The organism is Streptomyces sp. WM6372, from assembly GCF_001279655.1.
Lineage (GTDB): Bacteria > Actinomycetota > Actinomycetes > Streptomycetales > Streptomycetaceae > Streptomyces.
In genome coordinates this window covers 127,857-149,703 of record NZ_LGDB01000227.1, presented here as the reverse complement: position 1 = coordinate 149,703, position 21,847 = coordinate 127,857, and the positions used below count along the sequence as shown (strand labels likewise).

The window sequence follows — 21,847 nt, the reverse complement described above, 5'->3', positions numbered from 1 at the left end:
CCCTGGACCACCGGAACCCTCCAGATCACCGCAACCGCCACCGACTCCACCACAGCCACCGCCACCACCACCTTCCCCCTCACCATCAACTGGTTCTGAGCCCAGGTCCGGCACCGCCCCCGTCAGTACACGTCGCGGGCGTACCGCTTCTCGGCGGAGAGCTGCTTCAGGTACGCGGCGGCCTCGTCCTCCGTCAGGCCGCCGTGGGCCACGGCGATGTCGCGCAGCGCCCGGTCCACGTCCTTGGCCATCCGGCTCGCGTCACCGCACACGTAGAAGTGGGCGCCCTCCTGGAGCCAGGACCACAACGCGGCGCCCTGTTCGCGCATCCGGTCCTGGACGTAGACCTTGGCCCGCTGGTCGCGGGAGAAGGCCAGGTCCAGACGGCTGAGCGTGCCGTGCCGGTGCAGCTCCTCCAGCTCCTCGCGGTAGTAGAAATCGGTGGCCCGGCGCTGCTCGCCGAAGAACAGCCAGTTCCCGCCGTGGTGGCCGAGGGCGCGGCGGTGTTCCAGGAAGGCCATGAACGGGGCGATCCCGGTGCCCGGGCCGACCATCACGGCCGGTGTATCGGGGCTCGCGGGCGGACGGAAGTGCGCCGAGCGCTGGACGAACAGCGGTACGGGACTGCCCGGTCCGGCGTCGGCGAGGAAGGTGGAGGCCACGCCCTTGCGGGGGTGGCGGCGGGGACCCTCGTAGCGCAGGACCGACACGGTGAGGCTGACCTCGCGCGGGTCGACGAGGGGGCTGGAGGATATGGAGTACAGGCGCGGCTGGAGCCGTTTGAGACGCTCGGCCCACTCCTGGGCGCCGAGCCGGACCGGGAACTCGGCCAGGACGTCAACGGGCTGGCGTCCCCAGATCCAGCGGGCCAGGCCGTCCTTGTTGTCGGGGCGCGTCAGCTGCCGGAGCCTGCGGTCGCCGGTGCGCTCGGTGATGAAGCGCAGCAGGTCGGGCGTGACACGGGTGATGTCCAGGTGCCGGTGCAGGGCCCGGGCGAAGGTCATGGGCCGGTCGTGCCCGGGTACGGCGACCTCGGCATCCGCGGCCAGGCCGGTCGCGGCCAGCCATTCCGTCACCAGCTCCGGGCAGTTGACCGGCTGGACGCCGAGGGCGTCGCCCGCCTCGTACACCGGGCCGTCCTCGCCGAGGTCGAAGGTGAACCGCCTGACCTCCTTGGTGGCGCCGGCCAGGCTCAGCAGCCGGTTGCCGGACAGCCGGGCGGTGTGCCGGGCGGCGGCCCTGCCGGAGGCCGCGGCGGGCCGGGGCCGCTCGGCGGCCGTCACCGGGGGAGCGGCGCCGGCCTCCAGGGCGCCGCGTATCTGCTCCAGCCACCGGCCGGCGGACTCCTCGTAGTCGGGCTCGCAGTCCACGCGGGGCAGCAGGCGCCGGGCCCCGAGCTCTTCGAGGCGCTGGTCGAGCCGGCGGCCGTGACCGCAGAAGGCCTCGTACGAGGAGTCCCCGAGGGCGAGCACCGCGTACCGGACGTCCTCCAGCCGGGGCGCGTCGGCCGCGCTGAGCGCCTCCCAGAACCCGGCCCCGTTGTCCGGGGCTTCGCCGTCGCCGAAGGTGCTCGTGACGACCAGCAGATCCGTGCCGGGCGCGAGGGAAGCGGGCGACCGGTCGGCCATGCCGTGCACGGCCGCCGCGGAGCCGTCCCGGGCCAGCGCCGCCCCGACGGTCGCGGCGAGGTCCTCCGCGTTGCCCGTCTGGGAGGCCCACAGGACCACCGTCTGCCGGGTCGGGGTACCCGCGGTGGCGGGGTCCGGTGCCGGGGCGGAGGGCGGCGGCGCCGCGGCCGGAGCGGCGGACGCGGGCACCACGCCGAGGGCCGTCGCCGTACGGGAGTACGTGCCGGCGAGCACCCCGTCGACCCAGAGCGAGTGCCCGTCCTCGAAGGGGGCGCCGACGGGCAGGAGCGGGACGTCCGTACCGGGCGGGGTGGAGGCGAGCCCGGCGAGGAATCCCGCGAGGTACTGGCGCTCCCGGTCGGAGAGGGCGGGCGGCGTGTGCCCGTCCAGCCCGAACAGGGAGGTGAGGGCGGGGACCGCGGTCGCCGGCCGGACGGTCACGGGGTGCATCAGCGTCGTCGTGGTGCGGCCCGGGCCGGTCCCGCCGGCCGCGGCGGCGCCGGCGGACCCGCCCGCGGCTTCGGTGGAGGGAGCGGTCGCGGTGACCGGTACCCGCGTCCGCGCCAGCGTCACCGCGCACACCTTGAACTCGGGCTGGAAGGAAAGGGGGTCGACGGCGTCGTTGGTGACCGCGTTGACGCTGAGGTACTCACCGAACAGGTCGTTCCAGTGGAACGGGGCGAAGCAGTTCCCGGGCCGCACCCGGTCGGTGACGACGGCCGGCAGGACCGCCCGGCCGCGCCGCGAGGCCACCTCCACCCCGTCGCCCTCCGCGATGCCGAGGGCGGCCGCGTCCTGCGGGTGGATCTCCACGAACGGGCCCGGGTTGAGCTTGTTCAGCTTGGCGACCCTGCCCGTCTTGGTCAGGGTGTGCCACTGGTGCTGGAGGCGCCCGGTGTTCAGGACGAACGGATAGTCGTCATCGGGGAGTTCGGCGGCCGGGAGGTGAGGGCGGGCGAAGAAGGAGGCCCGCCCGGAGGCGGTGGGGAAGACCAGGCGCGGACGGCTGCCGTCCGGGCGTTCGGCCAGGGTCTGGCTGACGCCGTCGTTGAGGTAGCGGACCGGGTTGCGGTCCGGTCCGCCCGGGGCGGCCGGCCACTGCACCGGCCCGCCGCGCAGCCGCTCGTACGAGACGCCCCGCAGGTCCCAGCCGGTCGTGGGGTTCCAGGCCCGCCGCAGCTCCTCGAAGACCTCCTCGGCGCTCTCGTACGTGAACGCCTCGGCGAATCCCATCTCGCAGGCGACGCGGGCGATCAACCGCCAGTCGGGCAGGGCCTGTCCGGGCGGGTCGACGGCGCCCCGGACCAGGGTGAGGTTGCGCTCGGAACTGACCATCACGCCGTCCGCCTCCGCCCAGAGGGTGGCGGGGAGCACGATGTCGGCGTACGCGTTGGTCTCGGTCTCCGCGAACACGTCCTGGGTGATGACCAGTTCGGCGGTCTCCAGGGCCTTGATGACCGTACTGCGGTTGGCGACGGAGGCGACCGGGTTGGTGCAGATGATCCAGCACGCCCGTATCTCGCCGGCCGCCATCTTCTCGAACATCTCGACGGTGCCGCGCCCGACGTCGGTGCGCAAGGTGCCCTGCGGCAGCCCCCACAGCTCCTCGGTGAAGCGCCGGTCCGCGTCGACGAGGACCGATCGCTGGCCGGGCAGGCCCGGTCCCATGTAACCCATCTCCCGGCCGCCCATGGCGTTGGGCTGGCCGGTCAGGGAGAAGGGGCCGCTCCCGGGGCGGCAGATCGCCCCGGTGGCCAGGTGCAGGTTGACCAGGGCGTTGGTGTTCCACGTGCCGTGGGTGGACTGGTTGAGCCCCATGGTCCAGCAGCTCATCCACTCGTCCGCCTCGCCGATCCAGCGGGCGGCCAGCCGGATGTCCGCCTCCGGTATCCCGGTGATCTCGGCGACCGTCGCGGGCGGGTAGTCCCGCAGGAAGGCGGGCATGTCCTCCCAGCCCTCGGTGTGCTCGGCGATGAAGGCGGGGTCGGTCCGGCCGTCCTCGACGAGCAGGTGCAGCAGCCCGTTGAGGAGGGCGAGGTCGGTGCCCGGCCGTATCTGCAGGAACAGGTCCGCCTTGTCGGCGGTGGCGTTGCGCCGGGGGTCGACGACGATCAGCTTGGCTCCGGAGGCCTTGATCCGGTCCATCATCCGCAGGAAGAGGACGGGGTGGCAGTCGGCCATGTTGGCGCCGATCACGAAGAAGGCGTCGGCCCGCTCGAAGTCCTCGTACGAGCCGGGCGGCCCGTCGGCGCCCAGCGAGAGCTTGTAGCCGCTGCCGGCGCTCGCCATGCACAGCCGGGAGTTCGACTCGATCCGGTTCGTGCGCAGGAACCCCTTGGCGAGCTTGTTGGCCAGGTACTGGGCCTCCAGGGACATCTGGCCCGAGACGTACAGGCCCAGCGCGTCGGGGCCGTGCGCGTCGAGGACGGCCCGCAGCCGCTGGGCCGTCCGGGTGATGGCCGCGTCCACGTCCGCGGCGGCGGGTTCGGCGCCCCGTTCTTCGCGGACCAGGGCGGTCCCGAGCCGGCCGGGCGCCGCCAGCAGGTCCGCGTGGGTGGCGCCCTTGGTGCACAGCCGCCCGGCGTTGGCCGGGTGCCGCTTGTCGCCGGCCGCCTTGGCCACCGTACGGCGGCCGTCGGCGCCCCGGGCGATGTCCAGCACGATCCCGCAGCCGACGCCGCAATAGGAGCAGACCGTCCGTACGGGTCCGGTGGCCGCTTCCCCTGCGGCTGCGGCCACCGCCTTCCGCAGGCGTCCGTCCGCCGCTTCCGTCTCGGACACAGGAGACCTCCTCGGAGAACACCGGCCGACCCCCAGGTCCCCGGGCGCCGCGGCCGTGTGCAGGTCGATCCCGTGGCGCCCAACGTAGGAAACCCCTGTTGCGCACATGTGACGGGCGGTGCCGCCCCAGGGTTACAAGCGGCTGCGCGGGCGCCCCCACCGGCCGTGAGGCGCGCATCCATGTCAACACGACCGGGTCAGCCGTGCCAGATCTTCTCGTACGCCTCCTGGTAGCCCTCGGGGTCCCAGGAGGTGGCCCCGGCGCTGTTCTCGGCCGTCGCGATGTGGACGGGAGCCACGTATCCGCTGGCCGGCTGCCCGGCGAAGGCGCGGTTGAACTCGTCGACGATCTGCCAGCCCTGCTGGGAGAGCGGCTCGGGGACGGTGGCGGCCTGGAACTGCTCGCTGTTGATGCGCCGGAAGGCGGACGGGTCCCCGTCCCCGGCGCCGATGTTGAAGGGCGGCCCGGCGCCGGGCTTGCCGGCGGCGCGGAAGGCGGGCGCGGCATCGTCGAAGTAGAGGTCGTTGATGGCGACGGAGTACGTCCACCGCTTCTGGAGCCGGGACAGCAGCGAGGCGACCTCCTGGGGGGTGCGCCGGCTCGCGTCGGGGATCGGGATGTTCTTGTGCGCCAGGAGCCTGACGCCCGGGCAGGCGGCGAGCCGCTGCTCGATCAGCTTGGACTTCGTAGCGGCGAACGGGATCGAGTCGTCGGTGAACACGACGACCCCGGCGGCCCCGTCGGAGCGGGCGATGACCCAGTCGGCGCTGGCCTTCGCCACCTCCTCCACCTTCGTGGTGACGTTGGTGAAGAGCCGGGGGTTCGTGCTCGGGCCGGGGGCGCTGACCGCGTGCCAGCCGATGAGGGGGATCCCGGCGGCCTCGGCCCGCGCCACCTGTTGCGAGGTCAGCCGGGGATCGAAGCCGCCGATGACGATGCCCGAGGGTTTGAGGGTGACCGCCTGGCTGAGCGCCGCCTGGATGCCGGCCGGCGTGCCCTCCCCGTCGATCACCCGGACCTTCCAGCCGATGGCCTGCGCGGCCTCCCGTACGCCCTTCGCGACTCCGGCGACGCCCGGGTTGGTCATGGTCTGCGCGACGTAGACGAGGGTCTTGCCGGGGACCGCTTCGGGACCGCTGGTGGGTCCGTTCCACGCGGTGTCGGTGCTCTCGGCCCGCTGGACGGCCGCCTTGGCCTCCTGGAGGACGGCCGGGCACCCGGCGGCGGACGGACCGGTGACGTTCGACGGGCCGCCGCTCCCGCCCCCGCACCCGGCGGTGGCGCCGGCGGCCGCGGCCAGCAGGGCGGCCGCCGCGAGGGCGGTCCTGCGGTTCGGGTACTTCGGGTACACGGTGCTCCTGAGCTTGTTTAGGGGGTGCCGGTGGCGGTGCCGGTGCCGCCGTCGTCCGCCGTCGCGACGGCGTCGGTGCGCAGCCGCCGCCGGGCCGAGTAGCCGGCCAGGCCGACCGCGATGAGCAGCGTGCAGCCGTTGAACAGCGGGGTGGCCCAGAACTGGGCGCCGAGCTGGCCGATCCCGGCGAGTCCGACGGCCAGTACGGTCACGGCCACGAGGGTGCCGATGGCGTTGGCCCGGCCCGGCCTGATCGCGGTGGAGCCGAGCAGGGCTCCGACGAACGCGGGCAGCAGGTAGTCCAGGCCGACGCTCGGGTTGCCGATCTGCTGCTGCGCGGCGAGCAGCACGCCGGCGAACCCGACGACCGTGCTGGAGCAGGCGAAGGCGTAGACGCAGTACCGGTGGGTGCGGATGCCGAGGATCTCGGCGGCGCGGGGGTTGGAGCCGATGACGTACAGGTACCGGCCGAACGGCAGCCGCTCCAGCATCAGCCAGATGACGACGACGAGGCCGAGGACGTAGAAGGCGGGGACCGGCAGGCCGAGGAACCGGGCGTCGTAGAGGTCGGTGAAGGCGGCCGGGAGGCCGTCGGGACCGGGGACGATCCGGCCCCCGTCGGTGATCCAGCCGGTGATCGCGTACATGATGCTGCCGGTGCCGAGCGTGGCGATGAAGGCGTCGATGCGGGCGAACTCGACGATGACCCCGTTCACGGCGCCGGCCAGCGTCCCTCCGGCGACGACCGTGAGGCAGGCGAGCGGCCAGGGCCAGCCCTTCTCGACGATGAGGAACAGCACCATGACGTGTGCCAGGCCCAGGCCGTAGCCGATGGACAGGTCGAACTTGCCGCTCGCGATGGGGATCGTCACACCGAGCGCCAGGATGGCGGGGATCGACTGGTTGGAAAGGATCGAGGAGACGTTGTCCAGCGTGGGGAAGGTGTCCGGCAGGAGGACGGAGAAGAGCAGGAACAGCAGGACGGTGAGGGCCAGCAGGCCGTACGTGCCGATGAAGTGCCCGTGCCCGCGCCGGTGCCCGCGCCCGTGCCGCTGAGCCGGCCGCGTGAGGCGGGACGACGACGGGCTCACCGGCCCTCCGCGCTTCCGGTGATCGCGGGCAGGGCCGAGGCGGTGCGGGTGAGTTCGGTGACGCTCAGCGCTTCCCCCGCCAGCTCGGCCACCACGGTTCCGCGCCCGAAGACCAGCGCGCGGTGGCACACGTCGGCGATCTCCTCGAAATCGGTGGAGATGAGCAGGACCGCCAGCCCGGCGGCCAGCGCCTCGTCGAGGAGCCGGTGGATCGACGCCTTGGCACCGACGTCCACGCCGGCCGTCGGCTCTTCGAGGATCAGCAGGCGCAGCCGGCCCCGGAGGCGGCGGCCGACCATGACCTTCTGCTGGTTGCCGCCGGACAGGGTGGCGATCGGCACCTCGCTGTCGCGGGGGAGTACGGAGAACCGCTCGATCAGGGCGGCGGCCTCGGCGCGCTCGCGCCGCGGAGCGAGCCAGTGCCGGCTCGGCGCTCGGGTCGCGCGGGGATCGGCGAGGAAGTTCTCCCGTACCGTCAGTTCCGCGGCGCAGCCCTCCTCCTGCCGGTTGCCGGCCACGAAGCCGACCCCGGCCGCGAGGGCGGCGGCGACCGTACGGGGGTGGTACGGGCGGCCGTCGAGCAGCGCCCGCCCGCCGAGCGGCGGCAGTGCTCCGGCGAGGGCGCGGCCGAGGTGCATGTGGCCGGCGCCGGTCAGGCCGACCATGCCGAGGACCTCGCCCTCGCGCAGCTCCAGGCTGACGGGTCCGGTGCGTTCGGTCGTCACGCCGTCGAGGCGCAGCACGGGCGGGCGGAGGGGGGACGCGGGCGCGGGGGCCGCGGCGGCGGGCGGGCGTCCCGCCGGTTCGTGGCCCACGATGTCGCGCACCAGCCGGGCCGGGCCGTACGCGGCGAGGGGCCCCTGGCTGACGAGCCGGCCGTCGCGCAGGACGGCGAAGGAGTCGGCGACCTCGTACACCTCGTCGAGCCGGTGGCTGACGTAGAGGATGCCGTGCCCCCGGTCGCGCAGCGCGTGCAGGACGTCGAAGAGGCGCGCGCAGTCCGCGGCGGGGAGGGTGGCGGTCGGCTCGTCGAGGACGAAGAGCTCCGCCCGCCTCGCCAGGCCGCGGGCGATGGCGACCAGTGAGCGTTCGGCGGGCGCGAGGTCGGCGATCCGGGCGTCGGCGTCCAGGTGCCCGGCGACGATGCCCAGTGCCTCGGCGCACCGTTCCCGGGTCTGCCGCCAGGAGATCAGGCCGCGGCGGCGCGGGTATCCGGTGCCCAGGGCGATGTTCTCGGCGACCGTCATCCATTCGACCAGGCCGAGGTCCTGGTGGATGAAGGACATGCTGCGCGAGGCCGCGTCGGAGCCGAGCGGGTGCCCGGCCACGGTCACCTCGCCCCCGTCGGCGCGGTGGACCCCGGCGAGCACCTTGATCAGGGTGGACTTCCCGGCGCCGTTGGGGCCGAGCAGGGCGAGGACGCTGCCGCCGTGGACGTCGAGGCTGACCGCGTCCAGGGCGACGGTGCCGCCGAACCGCTTGCCGAGACCGCGCATCCGGACGAGGGGTTCCGCGCCGGAGCGCGGGGGCGGGGGCGTGGGGTTGACGGGAGTGGCGGGAGTGTCATGCACGGACTTCTCCGGGGCCGCCTGGGGAGGTGGTGCTGGGGGAGGTACAGCGTGAAGCGGTACGGACACCGGTGATGCTACTGCCGGCTATGGAGATATGGGCGATATGTCGCCTTTCAGGCCGCGTCCAGGGCGCATTCGGCCCAGATGACCTTGCCGTGCGTGGTGTACCGGGTGCCCCAGGCCCGGGAGAGCTGTGCGACGAGGAAGAGGCCGCGGCCGCCCTCCTCCGTGGTGGCCGCCCGCCGCAGGTGCGGGGCGGTGCTGCTGCCGTCGGACACCTCGCAGATCAGTGAGCGGTCGTGGACCAGACGTACCTGGATGGGCTCGGTGCCGTAGCGGACCGCGTTGGTGACCAGCTCGCTCAGCATCAGCTCGGCGGCGAACGCCAGCTCGTCCAGTCCCCAGTCGGCGAGCTGGCGGGTCGCGGCGGCGCGGACGCCGGCGACCAGGGACGGGTCGGCGGACACGTTCCACGTGGCGATCCGGTCGGCGGGCACCGTACGGGTCCGGGCGACGAGCAGCGCGATGTCGTCGGCGGGGTGTTCGGGTGCCACGGCGTCGATCACCGCCTGGCAGGTGTCCTCGGGCGAGCGGTCCGGCTGGGCCAGGGCGTGGCTCAGCTGGTCCAGGGCCACGTCGAGGTCACGTTCGCGGTCCTCGATCAGGCCGTCCGTGTACAGGACCAGCGTGCTGCCCTCGGGCAGCTCGATCTCCGCCGTCTCGAAGGGCAGGCCGCCCAGGCCCAGCGGCGGTCCGGCGGGCAGCTCGGGGAAGGTCACCCGGCCGCCCGGGTGGACGAGCGCGGGAGGCGGGTGCCCGGCGCGGGCCATGGTGCACAGCCGCGACGTGGGGTCGTAGACGGCGTAGAGGCAGGTGGCGCCGACGATCCCGGTGCTGCCGGAGTCGTTGTCGCCGCCCTCCTCCCGGTCCAGGCGCACCAGGAGGTTGTCCAGGTGCGTGAGGAGCTCGTCGGGGGAGAGTTCCAGCTCGGCGAAGTTGCGGGCGGCCGTGCGCAGCCGGCCCATGGTGGCGGCGGCGTGCAGGCCGTGGCCGACGACGTCCCCCACGAGGAGGGCGACGCGGGTGCCGGAGAGCGGGATGACGTCGAACCAGTCGCCGCCCACCCCGGATTCGGCGGGCAGGTAGCGGTGCGCGACGTCGACGGCGCCCTGCTCGGGCACGCCGTGCGGAAGCAGGCTCTCCTGGAGGGCCAGGGCCAGGGTGTGCTCGCGGGTGTAGCGGCGTGCGTTGTCGATGCAGAGGGCGGCGCGGGCCGCGAGCTCCTGGGCCAGCCAGCTGTCGTCCTCCCCGAACGGGGCGGGGGCCTCCGAGCGGTAGAAGCTGGCGATGCCGAGCAGGACGCCGCGGGCGAGGAGGGGAACGGAGATGAGGGAGTGCACGCCGCGGGCGAGGATCCCCCGCGCGTGCGCGGGCTCCTGGTCGATCCAGCCGACGGCCTCCCGCAGGTCGGACTCCAGCACCGCCTGCCCGCTGTCCAGGCACCGCATGTGGGGGGTGCCGGCGCGCAGCTCCACCCGGCCGACGGGGTAGAAGGGGCAGTCCTCGCGTATGCCGTGGACCACCGCGCGGTGCAGCTCGCTCCGGGGATCGGCGGACTCCTCGCCGCGCAGCACCGCCTCCGGCACGTCGATCGTGACGTAGTCGGCCAGGCGCGGGACCGCCATCTCGGCGAGCTCCCACGCGGTGCGGGTCACGTCCAGCGTGGTGCCGATACGGCTGCTGGCCTCGGCCAGCAGCTCCAGGCGGCGGCGTGCCGCGACGGCGTACTTGCCGACTTCCGGCTCCCCCACCAGCACCAGGCCCCTGACCTTGCCGGGCGCGGGAGCGCCGGGGGTGGGCGGGGCCGCGTCGGACGGGCCGGGAGGCGTTGCGCGCGGCGCTCCGGGCGCTCCGTGCGCCTCATGGGCTCCGTGCGCTTCAGGGGCTTCGTGCACCGCGTGCGCTCCGTGCGGCGGTCCCGTGCCGGCCGCGACGGAGAGGTGGTGCGCGGGCGGCGGCTCGCCGGTGAACACGGCCTCGACGACGACGCCCTCCACCCCGGAGCGGCTCGTCACCGGGCTGCTCAGCAGCGTGACCCCCCGCCCGTGGGGCAGGAGCACCTCGACGGCGGCCCGCCCGGTCGAGGAGATGAGCTCGGTGGCCTTCTCCTTGAGGATCATCTGATCGTGCAGGTCCAGCCCGCTGTCGCCGAGCTCCTCCAGCCCGATCATCGGGCCCTCCCCGGCGCCCGAGCCGTTCCGGGCCAGGTGGCCCGCGTCGAGGTACGCCCGCAGCAGCGCGCGCTCCCGCGCCGAACGCTGCTCCATCAGCCGCCGCTCGATGGATTCCGCGGCCCGGCGGACCAGGACGGGCAGCGCCGGGTGCTCGTAGCCGTGCGGGTACCCGAAACAGAGCACGCCGACGACGTGCCCGCTGAGCTGATCGCGGATCGGGATCGCGGAACAGGCGTTCGACTGGGAGCGCTCGGCGAAGTGCTCCGCCCCGTAGACCTGCACCAGGTGCCGTTCGGCGAGCGCGAGACCGATGCCGTTGGTTCCCGCGAACCGCTCGGCGAAGACGAAGCCGGGGACGCTCTGGATGGGCGGAAGGCTGCGGGCCAGGGCGGGTTCCCCGAAGCGGCGCTGGAGCACCGTCCCGTTCCCGTCGGCGAGGGAGACGTTCATCTGGCTGCCCGAGAACCGGGAGGCCAGCTGGTCGAGCACGGGCTGGGCCGCGTGCACGAGCCGGCTGTCCGGGTCGAAATCGTCCCGGTAGGGAAGGTCCGTCTGGTCCGGCGAGAGTCCGAGGGACTGGCAGCGCTGCCACGAGTTCAGGATCGGGCTCCGCACCCCGTCCGCGATCGGCTCGCCCACGAGGAACCGCTCACGGGAGCGTGCGGGGCCGATCTGCTCTCCCGTGGCCCCCATACGCATCACTTCCCCTTACCGAGCGCTCGGCCGCAGCGGGGCGCCGCAGCGGAGCGCTTACACCGAGCAAGTGCTTTCCGAGTATATTCCCACCCATTTGTCCGCATCAGAGGATGGCGACCGGATTGACGGGAGAACCCGTCCCGCCCGGCACGTTCAGCGGCGCCACGACGATCATGAACTCGTGGCGCCCCGCCTCGGCACAGGCGGCCGAGAGCGCCTCCAGATCCAGGTTGTCCAGCAGTGGCACCCCCATGGCGGCCACGGCGAGGGCGTGGACGGGGGAGTGGACGCCCTCGACCGGCGAGGGGCGCAGGTCGCTGTCCCCGTCGCCGCCGAGCAGGGCGACGGCGCGCTCGGCCAGCAGCGGTACGGCGTCCACGTGGAAGCCCGCGCTCGCGGCGTCGGAGTCCCAGGGGCCGAGCTCCCGGCTGCGCCGGAAGCGGCCGGAGCGCAGCAGCACCGCGCAGCCCTCGTCGATCGTCACGCCCAGTGCCCGCTCGGCGGCGAGGACGTCCCGGGCGTGGACGGCCTGCCCGGGCTCCAGCCAGTCGACCCCGAGAACGGCCGGCAGGTCGAGGAGCACGCCCTTGGTGACCAGGGGGCCGAGGGCGGCCACCGCACCGAAGCGGGCACCCCCGGCGCCGATGGCCTCCCGCGCCGGGCGGCCCCCGTAGAGCAGCCCCTCGTACGCGACGTGCGACAGCGCGTCCAGGTGGCTGACGGCCTTGCCGTGGTAGTCGACCGCGAGGAAGTCCTTGTACGTGGCGGGTTCCGGGGCCTCCACGTCGCCGAGGTCGGACATGTAGTGCAGGGCGGGCCTGCGGTTGTCCGGTCCGGGCCGGGTGTCCCAGGGCAGGCCCAGCGGCACCGCCGTTCCGGACCGGACCAGGGCGGCGGCCCGCCGGACGTGGTCCGGGGTGACCCGGTTCCAGGCGCCGCGGTCGGCGGGGGTCCACCGGCCCCACGTGCGGACCTCGGCGAAGATCGCGTCGAACTCCCGACGGGTGACCCGGCGCTCGGGGCTGCTGCTCATCCGGACTCACCGCTCCAAAGCTCGGCGGGGCCCCGCTCCGGGGGAGGGCGGGGCCGGGGGACGGGCGCCCCGACGCCCGCACCGCGTCACATGCCCGCAGGCCGCGGGCTCTACGCCTGACGGGCCCCGCACGGGCGAACGGTGGCGGCAAGCGGCTTCGACGGCGCAGGCTGGACCCATGCGGGTGCCCTTCCGCTCAGCTCCTCGACCGGGAGCAGGCGGCCACCACCAGGTCCTTTTCGTACTCGCGGAGTGTCTGCCCTTCGTGATCGCGCTCTCCGTGCTGATCATCGAATTCACGCCCGCGCACGTGCTGTACACCGGCCCCGTCCTGGTCGCGACGCCGGCGCTGGCCGCGGTGGCGATGGGCCCCAAGGGCACCCTGGCGGCGGTGGCGCTGGCCGTGGCCGTGAGCGTGACCACCGCCACGTACAACGGGGCCTGGGGCAGCCAGCAGGTCTACACCAACTTCCTGGCCCTGTTCCTGGTGTCGCTGGCGAGCCTCGCGACGAGCAGTACCGTCCGCAAGCGGCGGGAGGACGAACTCGAACAGGTCCGCCGGATCGCCGTGGCGGCGCAGGAGGCCGTGCTGCGGCCCGTCCCGGTCCGGCTGGGTTCCCTGCGCGTGGCCGGCATGTACCTGGCGGCCGAGTCCGGGGCGCAGATCGGCGGCGATCTGTACGAGGCCGTGCAGACGCGGTACGGGGTCCGGGTGATCGTGGGCGACGTCCGGGGCAAGGGGCTGCCGGCCGTACGGGCGGCAGCGGCCGTGCTGGGCGCGTTCCGGGAGGCCGTGCACTACGAGGACGAACTGGTGGGGGTCATAGGCCGCTGCGAGGCGGCGCTGCTGCGGGACGCGGCCGTGCCGGGCGTGATCGACCCGGGAGCGCTCGTGGAAGGGTTCGTCACCGCGCTGGTGGCGCAGGTGCCGGACGGGCCCGTCGTCGAGGTGGTCAATCGCGGCCATCCGCCCCCGCTGCTGCTCCGTGACGGAGCGGTCCGCGCCCTGGAGCCGGCCTCTCCGCTGCCGCCGCTCGGGCTCGCGGAGTTCATCACCGGACCCCCCGGCGTGGCGGACAGCTACTCCTTCGCGTCCGGAGACCGTCTTCTCCTGTACACCGACGGCGTCATCGAAGCCCGCAACGGCGCCCGCGACTTCTTCGCCCTGCCCGAGGCCATGGAGGCGGTGCGGGCGGCGCCCGACGCTGCGGAGTTCCTGGACCAGCTGCACCGGGCGCTGCTCCGGCACACCCGGCACCGCCTGGCGGACGACGCGGCGATGTTCCTCGTCGACCGGTGACGATCTGTCAGAGACCGTCATGGGTACGGGTGTTCGATCTGGCTTGAATGTCGTTGTACCGGCCCGTAAACACCCGGCGGGACAAGATCGCCGTATCGAGGTAACGACGACGGCCCAAGGGACTGATGTGGTGAGTTGACGGTTAGTGTGCTCCCGGATCTGGACGGATTGCCCGGAATTCCGCCCCCTGACTTTCTTCTTCCACCGGTGACGTGTGCGCGTCGCCGGTCACCGCCCCGACGAAGGAGCGCCTGCCCGATGACCGTGGACACCAGCCCGGAGGCGCAGCTCGAACCGCCCCGGCAGACCAGCCTGGGCACGGCGGCTGCCCGCAACCTCGCCACCACCACCAAATCCGCCCCGCAGATGCAGGAGATCACCTCCCGCTGGCTGCTGAAGACGCTCCCCTGGGTGGAGACCAAGGGCGGCACCTACCGGGTGAACCGCCGGCTGACCTACACCGTCGGCGACGGCCGCATCGAGTTCGTCCAGGACGGCGCCCACGTCAGGGTGATCCCCCGCGAGCTCGGCGAACTCGCCATGCTGCGCGGCTTCGACGACGTGGAGGTGCTGACCGCCCTGGCCGCCCGGTGCGTCCAGCGCGACTTCCGCGCCGGTGAGGTGCTCGTGGAGCGCGGCACCCCGGCCAACGACATCCACCTGATCGCCCACGGCCGGATCAACCAGACCTCCGTCGGCAAGTACGGCGACGAGGTCGCGGTCGCCGTGCTCGCGGACGGCGACCGGTTCGGCGACAACGCCCTGCTCGACGGAGCCGGCGGCTGGGACTACACCGCGACCGCCGCCACCGCGGGCACCCTGCTCACCCTCTCCCGCTCCGACTTCGCCGCCGTGATGTCCTCGGCGCCGCATCTCCAGGCCCATGTCCAGCAGTTCGGCTCGCTGCCGCACCAGCGGCAGAACAAGCACGGCGAGGCCGAGATCGCCATGTCCGCCGGCCACACCGGCGAGGCCGAACTCCCCGGCGCCTTCGTGGACTACGAGCTCAACCCGCGCGAGTACGAACTCTCCATCGCGCAGACCGTCCTGCGGGTGCACACGAGGGTCGCCGACCTCTACAACGAGCCGATGAACCAGACCGAGGAGCAGCTCAGGCTCACCATCGAGGCGTTGCGCGAACGCCAGGAGCACGAGCTGATCAACAACCGGGAGTTCGGTCTGCTCCACAACGCCGCCTTCAAGCAGCGGATCCAGACCCACTCCGGCCCGCCCACCCCGGACGACCTCGACGAGCTGCTCTGCCGCCGCCGCGGCACCAAGCTCTTCCTCGCGCACCCCAAGACGATCGCGGCGATCGGGCGCGAGCTCAACGCCCGCGGGCTCTACCCGGACCACGTCGACCTCGGCGGACAGCAGGTCCCGGCCTGGCGCGGGGTCCCGATCCTGCCGTGCAACAAGATCCCCATCAGCAAGGAGAACACCAGCTCGATCCTCGCCATGCGTACCGGCGAGGACAACCAGGGCGTCATCGGCCTGCGCCAGACCGGACTGCCGGAGGAGTACGAACCGGGCCTGTCGGTGCGGTTCATGGGCATCGACGAGCGGTCGATCATCTCCTACCTGGTCTCCACCTACTACTCCGCCGCCATCCTCGTGCCCGACGCGCTCGGCGTGCTGGAGAACGTACAGATCGCCCGCAGGCACGACTGACAGGCCGGGCGACCCGGGGCCGCGCCCGGGAACCGGGACAGCCCCACCACCTCACCAAGGAGTTACGGATGCCCGATCCCGGGCCTTCCCCCGTGCAGTCGAGCCTTCCCGCCGCCGCGGTCGCCTTCGGGACGTACGGTCACGGCCGCGGCGTCGCAGCCGTCGGCTGCATCCGGCCCGAGCAGCTCGCCGTGCCCGCCCCCGCCGGGCCGCCGGCCCCCGCCGGTACACCGGGCCCCGCCCTGGAGCGGATCCTGCGCGGCCCCAGCGGTCTGGGCACGGTGGGCCTCCACCTGGCCCGGCACGGGGCGCCGCCGCCCGCGGCGCCGGAGCCGGTGGAGCCTCCGGAGCCGGCGGCGGGCCGTCCGATCCCGGGGCTCTACCACCACCCCGTACCGGAGCCGGACCCCGCACGGGTGGAGGAGGTCAGCCGCAGGATCAAGGCATGGGCGGACGAGGTCGACCTCTACCCACCGGAGTGGGAGGACCAGTTCGACGGCTTCTCCGTGGGCCGGTACATGGTCGCCTGCCACCCGGACGCCCCCAGCATCGACCACCTGATGCTCGCCACCCGGCTGATGGTCGCCGAGAACGTGGTCGACGACTGCTACTGCGAGGACCACGGAGGCTCGCCGGTCGGCCTCGGCGGACGCCTGCTGCTGGCCCACACCGCGCTCGACCCCCTCCACACCACGACCGAGTACCACCCGCAGTGGTCGGAGTCCCTGCACTCGGACGCCCCGCGGCGCGCGTACCGCTCGGCCATGGAGTACCTCCTCCAGGGGGCCACCCCCTCCCAGGCCGACCGGTTCCGGCACGACATGGCCCGGCTGCACATGGGGTACCTCGCCGAGGCGGCCTGGTCCGAGACCGACTACGTCCCGGAGGTGTGGGAGTACCTGGCGATGCGCCAGTTCAACAACTTCCGCCCCTGCCCCACCATCACCGACACCGTCGGCGGCTACGAACTGCCCGCGGACCTGCACGCCCAGCCCGCCATGCAACGGGTCATCGCGCTGGCCGGGAACGCCACGACCATCGTCAACGACCTGTACTCGTACACCAAGGAACTCGCCAGCCCCGGCAAGCACTTGAACCTGCCCGTGGTGATCGCCGAACGCGAGGGCGTCTCCGTCAAGGAGGCCTACCTCAAGGCGGTCGAGGTCCACAACGACCTCATGCACGCCTTCGAGGCCGCGGCAGCCGACCTGGCCGCCGCCTGCCCCGTCCCGAGCGTGCCGCGGTTCCTGCGCGGCGTGGCCGCCTGGGTCGACGGCAACCACTACTGGCACCAGACCAACACCTACCGCTACAGCCTGCCCGACTTCTGGTAAGGATGGATTTATAAGTGACCAACATCGATCTCACCGTTGCCCCCGCAGCCCCTTCCGCCGCTTCCACCGCTTCGGCGTTCATCCCGGGCCCGGCCACTCCCTACCAGGGCGACATCGCCCGCTACTGGGACCACGAAGCCCGGCCGGTGAACCTGCGTCTCGGCGACGTCGACGGCCTGTACCACCACCACTACGGCATCGGTGACATCAACCGGGCGGCCCTCGGAGACACCGAGGACAGCGCGTACGAGAAGAAGCTGATCGCCGAACTCCACCGGCTGGAGTCGGCGCAGGCAGACGTCCTCCTGGACCACCTCGGCCCGATCGGGCAGGACGACACGCTCGTGGACGCCGGCTGCGGCCGCGGCGGATCGATGGTCATGGCCCACCAGCGCTTCGGCTGCAAGGTCGAGGGCGTGACGCTGTCGGCGAAGCAGGCCGATTTCGCGAACCAGCGCGCCCGCGAGCTCGGCATCGACGACTCCGTCCGCGCCCGTGTCTGCAACATGCTCAACACGCCGTTCGAGACGGGGCAGGCCGCGGCCTCGTGGAACAACGAGTCGAGCATGTACGTCGACCTGCACGACCTGTTCGCCGAGCACTCCCGCGTCCTGTCCGTCGGCGGCCGGTACGTGACCATCACCGGTTGCTGGAACCCGCGTTACGGCCAGCCGTCGAAGTGGGTCTCCCAGATCAACGCGCACTTCGAATGCAACATCCACTCCCGCCGGCAGTACATGCGGGCCATGGCCGACAACCGCCTCGTCCCGCAGGCCGTCATCGACCTGACCCCCGCGACCCTGCCGTACTGGGAGCTGCGGGCCACCTCCTCGCTCGTCACGGGCATCGAGGAGGCGTTCATCAACTCCTACAAGGACGGCTCGTTCCAGTACCTGCTGATCGCGGCCGACCGCGTCTGAGCGGGCGGCCGGGCCCGTGACCCACGGGCCCGGCTACTCGGAACGGCGCTCCATCACCCGCCGCGCCGCCTCGCTCTCGGCGGCCGGGGGTGACAGCTCGTCCAGCGTGTCGATGTCGGTGTCCCGCTCCAGCTCCTCCTCCCAGGCCGCGGCGAGCCGCTCCTGTTCGTCACGCGGCAGGCCGTCGACGGCCTCGCGGTGTACCGGGTCGAGGGCGGTCAGAAAGCGGTCGACGGCGTCGAAGGACATCCCGTACTCCTTGGGCGGCTGGACGGCTGGACGGCTGGACGGCTGGACGGCTGGACGGCTGGACGGCTGGACGGCCGGGCGGGAGGCAGTGTTCCCTGCCCAGGATGTGAGAGACGGCCCGGCCGGGGCACAGGACGCGGCCCGGGCCGCACCCGGATGGCGGTCCCCGCTCACCCCGTGGCGCCGCCGGGAGCCCGATCATCGGTGTGTCATACGTGCTCCGGCGCACGGGGCCCCTTCAATGGGCAGCCTCCGACCGAAAGGGCACGGTATGACCTCCCCCGTGCAGCACACCCGCCGAGCGGTCGTCACGGGCGCGTTCGCCCTGGCCGCCGGCTCCGCGCTCTCCCTCGTCCCGGCGGGCCGCGCGCACGCCGCGGCCGCCGCCGCGGCCGGACCGGAGATCGTGAGCTGTGCCGGCTGGGGGGCGCGGGCCGCGTCCGAGGCCGTGGTGGTCCTGGCCAACCGCCCGGAGCGGATCATCGTCCACCACACGGCGACGCTCAACGTGACCGACTACTCGCAGCAGCGCGCGTACGCCCTGGCCCGGGCGATCCAGACGTACCACATGGACGCCCAGGGCTGGATCGACACCGGTCAGCACTTCACGGTCAGCCGCGGGGCGTTCGTGATGGAGGGCCGCCACAACAGCCTCGCGGAACTGCGCACCGGCGAGCGCCAGGTGCGCGCGGCGCACTGCGTCGGGCAGAACACGGTCTCGATCGGCATCGAGAACGAGGGCACGTACATGACGGAGGAGCCGCCGGCGGCGCAGTTCGCGATGCTGGCGGACCTGTGCGCCCACATCTGCACCCAGTACGGCCTGCCCGCCTCGGAGATCTACGGCCACCGGGACTTCAACTCCACCTCGTGCCCCGGCGACCGCCTTTACGCCCTGCTCCCGACCCTGCGCAAGCAGGTGGCCACCCGCCTGGGCACCCCCCTGACCGATCCCTTCGAGGACCCGATCCAGGACCTGATCGACGAGGCCACCACCCACGCCCTGTCGCCCTACCCGGAATACGTCCCTGAGCGACTCCTGCACTAGAGGCGCACGGCAGCCACTTCCCGGCAGTCTCTTGACGGGTTAAGTAAGGGTCTTTAACTTAAGCAAGCCCGAGCCTGATGTCGGCGCCTCCGTCACCCCTCGTTTCCGTCGGGGCGGATCGACAGCAGATCCCCTTGCGTGGACCCCCTTTCGCCCCGCCTCGATCACGGGAGAACCCTGTGTCCGCAACCCCGCCGCCGAGCGTGCCGACCTCCGGCGGATTCGTCCGCCGCATCGGCCTCTTCCAGGCCACTGCCATCAACATGAGTCAGATGTGCGGCATCGGACCCTTCGTCACCATCCCGCTGATGGTCGCCGCCTTCGGCGGGCCGCAGGCCGCCATCGGGTTCCTCGCGGGTGCGGTGCTCGCGCTCGCCGACGGCCTGATCTGGGCGGAGCTCGGCGCCTCGCTGCCCGGTTCCGGCGGCAGCTACGTCTACCTCAAGCAGGCGTTCCAGTACCGCAGCGGGCGGCTGATGCCGTTCCTGTTCGTGTGGACCGCGATGCTGTTCATCCCGCTGATCATGTCCACGGGAGTCGTCGGCTTCGTCCAGTACCTCGGCTATCTCGTACCGGACATGAGCCGGGGCGCGAGTGACGCGATAGGCCTGGGCATCGTCGCGCTGGTCGTCCTCCTCCTGTGGCGCGGCATCGACCACATCGCGAAGATCACCGCCGTGATGTGGGTCGTGATGATCGCCTCCGTGGCGCTCGTCATCGTCGCCGCGGCCACGCACTTCGACGCCGGCCTCGCGTTCACGTACCCCGACGGCGCGTTCGAGTTCACGAGCAGCACCTTCTGGATCGGCTTCGCCGGCGGTCTGACCATCGGGATCTACGACTACCTCGGCTACAACACCGCCGCCTACATGGGCGCCGAGATCAAGGACCCCGGCCGCACCCTGCCGCGCTCCATCATCTTCTCGATCCTCGGCATCATGGCGATCTACCTCCTGCTCCAGATCGGCACCCTCGGCGTCGTCGACTGGCAGCGGATGCTCGACCCGCACGACGTCGCCTCCACGTCGGTCGCCTCGGCCGTCCTGGAGGAGACCTGGGGCAAGGGCGCGGCGGACGTCGTCACCGTCCTGATCCTCGTGACGGCCTTCGCCTCCGTCTTCACCGGCCTCCTCGGCGGCTCCCGCGTCCCCTTCGACGCGGCGCGCGACCGGGTCTTCTTCCGCCCCTACGCGAAGCTCCACCCCAAGCACCGGTTCCCGGTGTTCGGGCTCGCCACGATGGGCGTCGTCACGGCGATCGGCTTCCTGATCGGCCGGCACACCGACCTCGCGACGCTGATCCAGCTGCTCACCACGGTGATGGTGATCGTCCAGGCGCTGGCGCAGATCCTGGCCGCGAGCGTGCTGCGCCGCCGCCGGCCCGGCCTGCACCGCCCCTACCGGATGTGGCTGTACCCGCTCCCGAGCATCGTCGCGCTCGTCGGCTGGCTGGTGATCTACGGGTACGCCGACAAGAACTCGCCCGGCCGGCATCCCGTCGAATGGTCGCTGGCATGGCTGGCACTCGGCTGCGTCGCCTTCCTCCTGTGGTCGAAGAGGGAGAAGGTCTGGCCGTTCGGCCCCCGCGAGATCACCGAGGAGTACCCGCCGGCCCCGCCCGCGGACCCCGAACCGGCGGCCGTCGCCTCCGCCTGACCGACCGGGCCGGCTTCAACCGCATCCGGACTCGCTCCGCCGCCGTCCGCGATCGGGGAAATCCGCCACGAGCCGGTGCCGCGAGGTGTGTTGGAGGACGCCCTGACGCGGGTACGTGACGAGGTATCCGGCATCTCCGCCCTACCGCCTCCCGCACTGAACCAGTTGCCCGCCTTCCCACGTATTTTCATGACGAGAGGCGGGCCCAGGACCGGACTTCGGACGGCCCGGAGAGCGCACCCATCCGGACAGGAGTGATCCACATGTCCTTGCTCGCCACGATCCTCGTCATCGTCGGCCTCTGGTGTGCTGCCTCGGTCGCCCTGGCCTCCTGCTTCAGCGCCTACCGCATCTGGTGCCGCAGCGACAGGCGGCGCCGGGGCGCCCCCGGCCGGCTCGGCGCGGAGACGGGGCGCTCCTGAGCTCCGTCAGGTGGGCAGCGGGCGCCGGCCCCAGGCCGTGATCATTCCCGGTGAGAGCGCGGCGCAGTCCGGTGAGTCGAGGTACCGGACCGCCTCCTCGATGGTCGTGTCGTCCACCAGCCCGGTGGCCACGATCGACTCCCTGGCCCGGTCCCACGTCCCCACCCAGAAGCGGCTGATGGGACTGCCCGGGATCAGGGGAGGCACCCGTATCTCTGCGGCGACCGACACGAGTCCCGCGTCCCGCACGTGCTGCGGGTACTGCGCGACCCACGAGACGTCGGTGCCGATCGTGTCCCGCAGCCCCTGCCACATGGCCTGCATGACCCGGGTATACGGGGTCTGCGGCGCGCTACGGCTGGTCAGGTCGATGGCGTCGCTGAGGACCAGCACCCCGCCCTCCGCCAGCAAGCTGCCGAGCCGGGCGATCACGCGCCGCCACGAGGGCAGGTGCATGAGTACGAACCGGGCGTGGACGAGCTGGAAACGGCGGCCGGGGTCGAAGTCGGGCGCGCTGACGTCCGCCTCCAGGACGTCGAGCCCCGCCCGCGGACGGGCAGCGAGGAAGCGGACGTCGCGGTCGACCGCGAGCACGCTCGCCACCCCGGCCTCCTCGATCAGCCGCCGGGCGACGGTGCCGGTACCGGCTCCCACGTCCAGGCAGTTCCAGCCCGGCCCGACGCCCAGGGCCCGCAGGCGGTCCATCGTCATGTCGTCGTACGTGAGCGCCCCGAGGTCGATGCGATCGTCCTCGCCGGCCTGCTCGGGCCGGAACACCGCCTCGCCGTAGCGCCCGTGCCCGGCACCTGTGCTCATGCGTCCCATTATCGCCGCCCAGCCCCGGCAGCGCCCGGCGCGCGGG

General features: G+C 72.7%; 15 protein-coding genes. 7 read left to right on the top strand and 8 right to left on the bottom strand.

Annotation, left to right across the window (positions count from 1 at the left end; translation table 11 throughout):
* Window positions 1-122: 122 nt before the first annotated feature.
* The 6 genes from ADK52_RS33535 to ADK52_RS33510 form a co-directional block, all read right to left on the bottom strand.
* Entirely contained in the window at window positions 123-4,367 is a 4,245-nt protein-coding gene (locus tag ADK52_RS33535; RefSeq protein ID WP_053693646.1) for a bifunctional nitrate reductase/sulfite reductase flavoprotein subunit alpha, read from the bottom strand.
* 239 nt (window positions 4,368-4,606) lie between these two features.
* Window positions 4,607-5,761 (bottom strand): substrate-binding domain-containing protein, encoded by a 1,155-nt coding sequence (locus ADK52_RS33530; RefSeq protein ID WP_053693622.1) that lies wholly within the window; start codon window positions 5,759-5,761, stop codon window positions 4,607-4,609.
* 17 nt (window positions 5,762-5,778) lie between these two features.
* Window positions 5,779-6,852, bottom strand: a complete 1,074-nt coding sequence (locus ADK52_RS33525) for an ABC transporter permease (protein ID WP_053693621.1) — start codon at window positions 6,850-6,852, stop codon at window positions 5,779-5,781.
* Window positions 6,849-8,423 carry a sugar ABC transporter ATP-binding protein gene (locus ADK52_RS33520; RefSeq protein WP_053693620.1) on the bottom strand — a complete coding sequence of 525 codons (1,575 nt, stop codon included), beginning with the start codon at window positions 8,421-8,423 and terminating at the stop codon, window positions 6,849-6,851. The genes ADK52_RS33525 and ADK52_RS33520 overlap by 4 nt, the downstream gene beginning before the upstream one ends.
* A gap of 113 nt (window positions 8,424-8,536) precedes the next feature.
* The gene (locus ADK52_RS33515) at window positions 8,537-11,350 is read right to left on the bottom strand and encodes a SpoIIE family protein phosphatase (protein WP_053693619.1); all 2,814 of its coding nucleotides are present in this window, start codon (window positions 11,348-11,350) and stop codon (window positions 8,537-8,539) included.
* A gap of 106 nt (window positions 11,351-11,456) precedes the next feature.
* Window positions 11,457-12,386 (bottom strand): cyclase family protein, encoded by a 930-nt coding sequence (locus ADK52_RS33510; RefSeq protein WP_053693618.1) that lies wholly within the window; start codon window positions 12,384-12,386, stop codon window positions 11,457-11,459.
* A gap of 265 nt (window positions 12,387-12,651) precedes the next feature.
* Between ADK52_RS33510 and ADK52_RS33505 the strand changes: the two genes are divergently transcribed.
* The 4 genes from ADK52_RS33505 (at window position 12,652) to ADK52_RS33490 (ending at window position 17,611) form a co-directional block, all read left to right on the top strand.
* The gene (locus ADK52_RS33505; RefSeq protein WP_324615951.1) at window positions 12,652-13,686 is read left to right on the top strand and encodes a PP2C family protein-serine/threonine phosphatase; all 1,035 of its coding nucleotides are present in this window, start codon (window positions 12,652-12,654) and stop codon (window positions 13,684-13,686) included.
* 258 nt (window positions 13,687-13,944) lie between these two features.
* Complete coding sequence (locus ADK52_RS33500) at window positions 13,945-15,357, top strand: family 2B encapsulin nanocompartment shell protein (RefSeq protein ID WP_053693616.1); 1,413 nt, start codon at window positions 13,945-13,947, stop codon at window positions 15,355-15,357.
* Window positions 15,358-15,425: 68 nt separating this feature from the next.
* Window positions 15,426-16,691: a family 2 encapsulin nanocompartment cargo protein terpene cyclase gene (locus tag ADK52_RS33495; RefSeq protein WP_053693615.1), complete on the top strand. Its 1,266-nt coding sequence runs from the start codon at window positions 15,426-15,428 to the stop codon at window positions 16,689-16,691.
* A 14-nt stretch (window positions 16,692-16,705) separates the two neighbouring features.
* Complete coding sequence (locus tag ADK52_RS33490) at window positions 16,706-17,611, top strand: geranyl diphosphate 2-C-methyltransferase (RefSeq protein ID WP_053693614.1); 906 nt, start codon at window positions 16,706-16,708, stop codon at window positions 17,609-17,611.
* Window positions 17,612-17,644: 33 nt separating this feature from the next.
* Here ADK52_RS33490 and ADK52_RS33485 read toward each other — a convergent pair whose 3' ends face one another.
* Window positions 17,645-17,860 carry a hypothetical protein gene (locus ADK52_RS33485; protein WP_053693613.1) on the bottom strand — a complete coding sequence of 72 codons (216 nt, stop codon included), beginning with the start codon at window positions 17,858-17,860 and terminating at the stop codon, window positions 17,645-17,647.
* Window positions 17,861-18,131: 271 nt separating this feature from the next.
* Here ADK52_RS33485 and ADK52_RS33480 point away from each other — a divergent pair, with 271 nt between their 5' ends.
* The 3 genes from ADK52_RS33480 (at window position 18,132) to ADK52_RS42680 (ending at window position 20,985) form a co-directional block, all read left to right on the top strand.
* Entirely contained in the window at window positions 18,132-18,908 is a 777-nt protein-coding gene (locus ADK52_RS33480) for a peptidoglycan recognition family protein (protein ID WP_063783997.1), read from the top strand.
* 179 nt (window positions 18,909-19,087) lie between these two features.
* Complete coding sequence (locus tag ADK52_RS33475) at window positions 19,088-20,563, top strand: APC family permease (protein ID WP_078988790.1); 1,476 nt, start codon at window positions 19,088-19,090, stop codon at window positions 20,561-20,563.
* A 263-nt stretch (window positions 20,564-20,826) separates the two neighbouring features.
* On the top strand, window positions 20,827-20,985 hold the full coding sequence (locus ADK52_RS42680; protein WP_159046086.1) for a hypothetical protein: 159 nt from the start codon (window positions 20,827-20,829) through the stop codon (window positions 20,983-20,985).
* A 6-nt stretch (window positions 20,986-20,991) separates the two neighbouring features.
* Here the strand turns inward: ADK52_RS42680 and ADK52_RS33470 are convergent, their stop codons facing one another.
* Complete coding sequence (locus ADK52_RS33470) at window positions 20,992-21,801, bottom strand: class I SAM-dependent methyltransferase (protein ID WP_420714977.1); 810 nt, start codon at window positions 21,799-21,801, stop codon at window positions 20,992-20,994.
* Window positions 21,802-21,847: the final 46 nt, after the last annotated feature.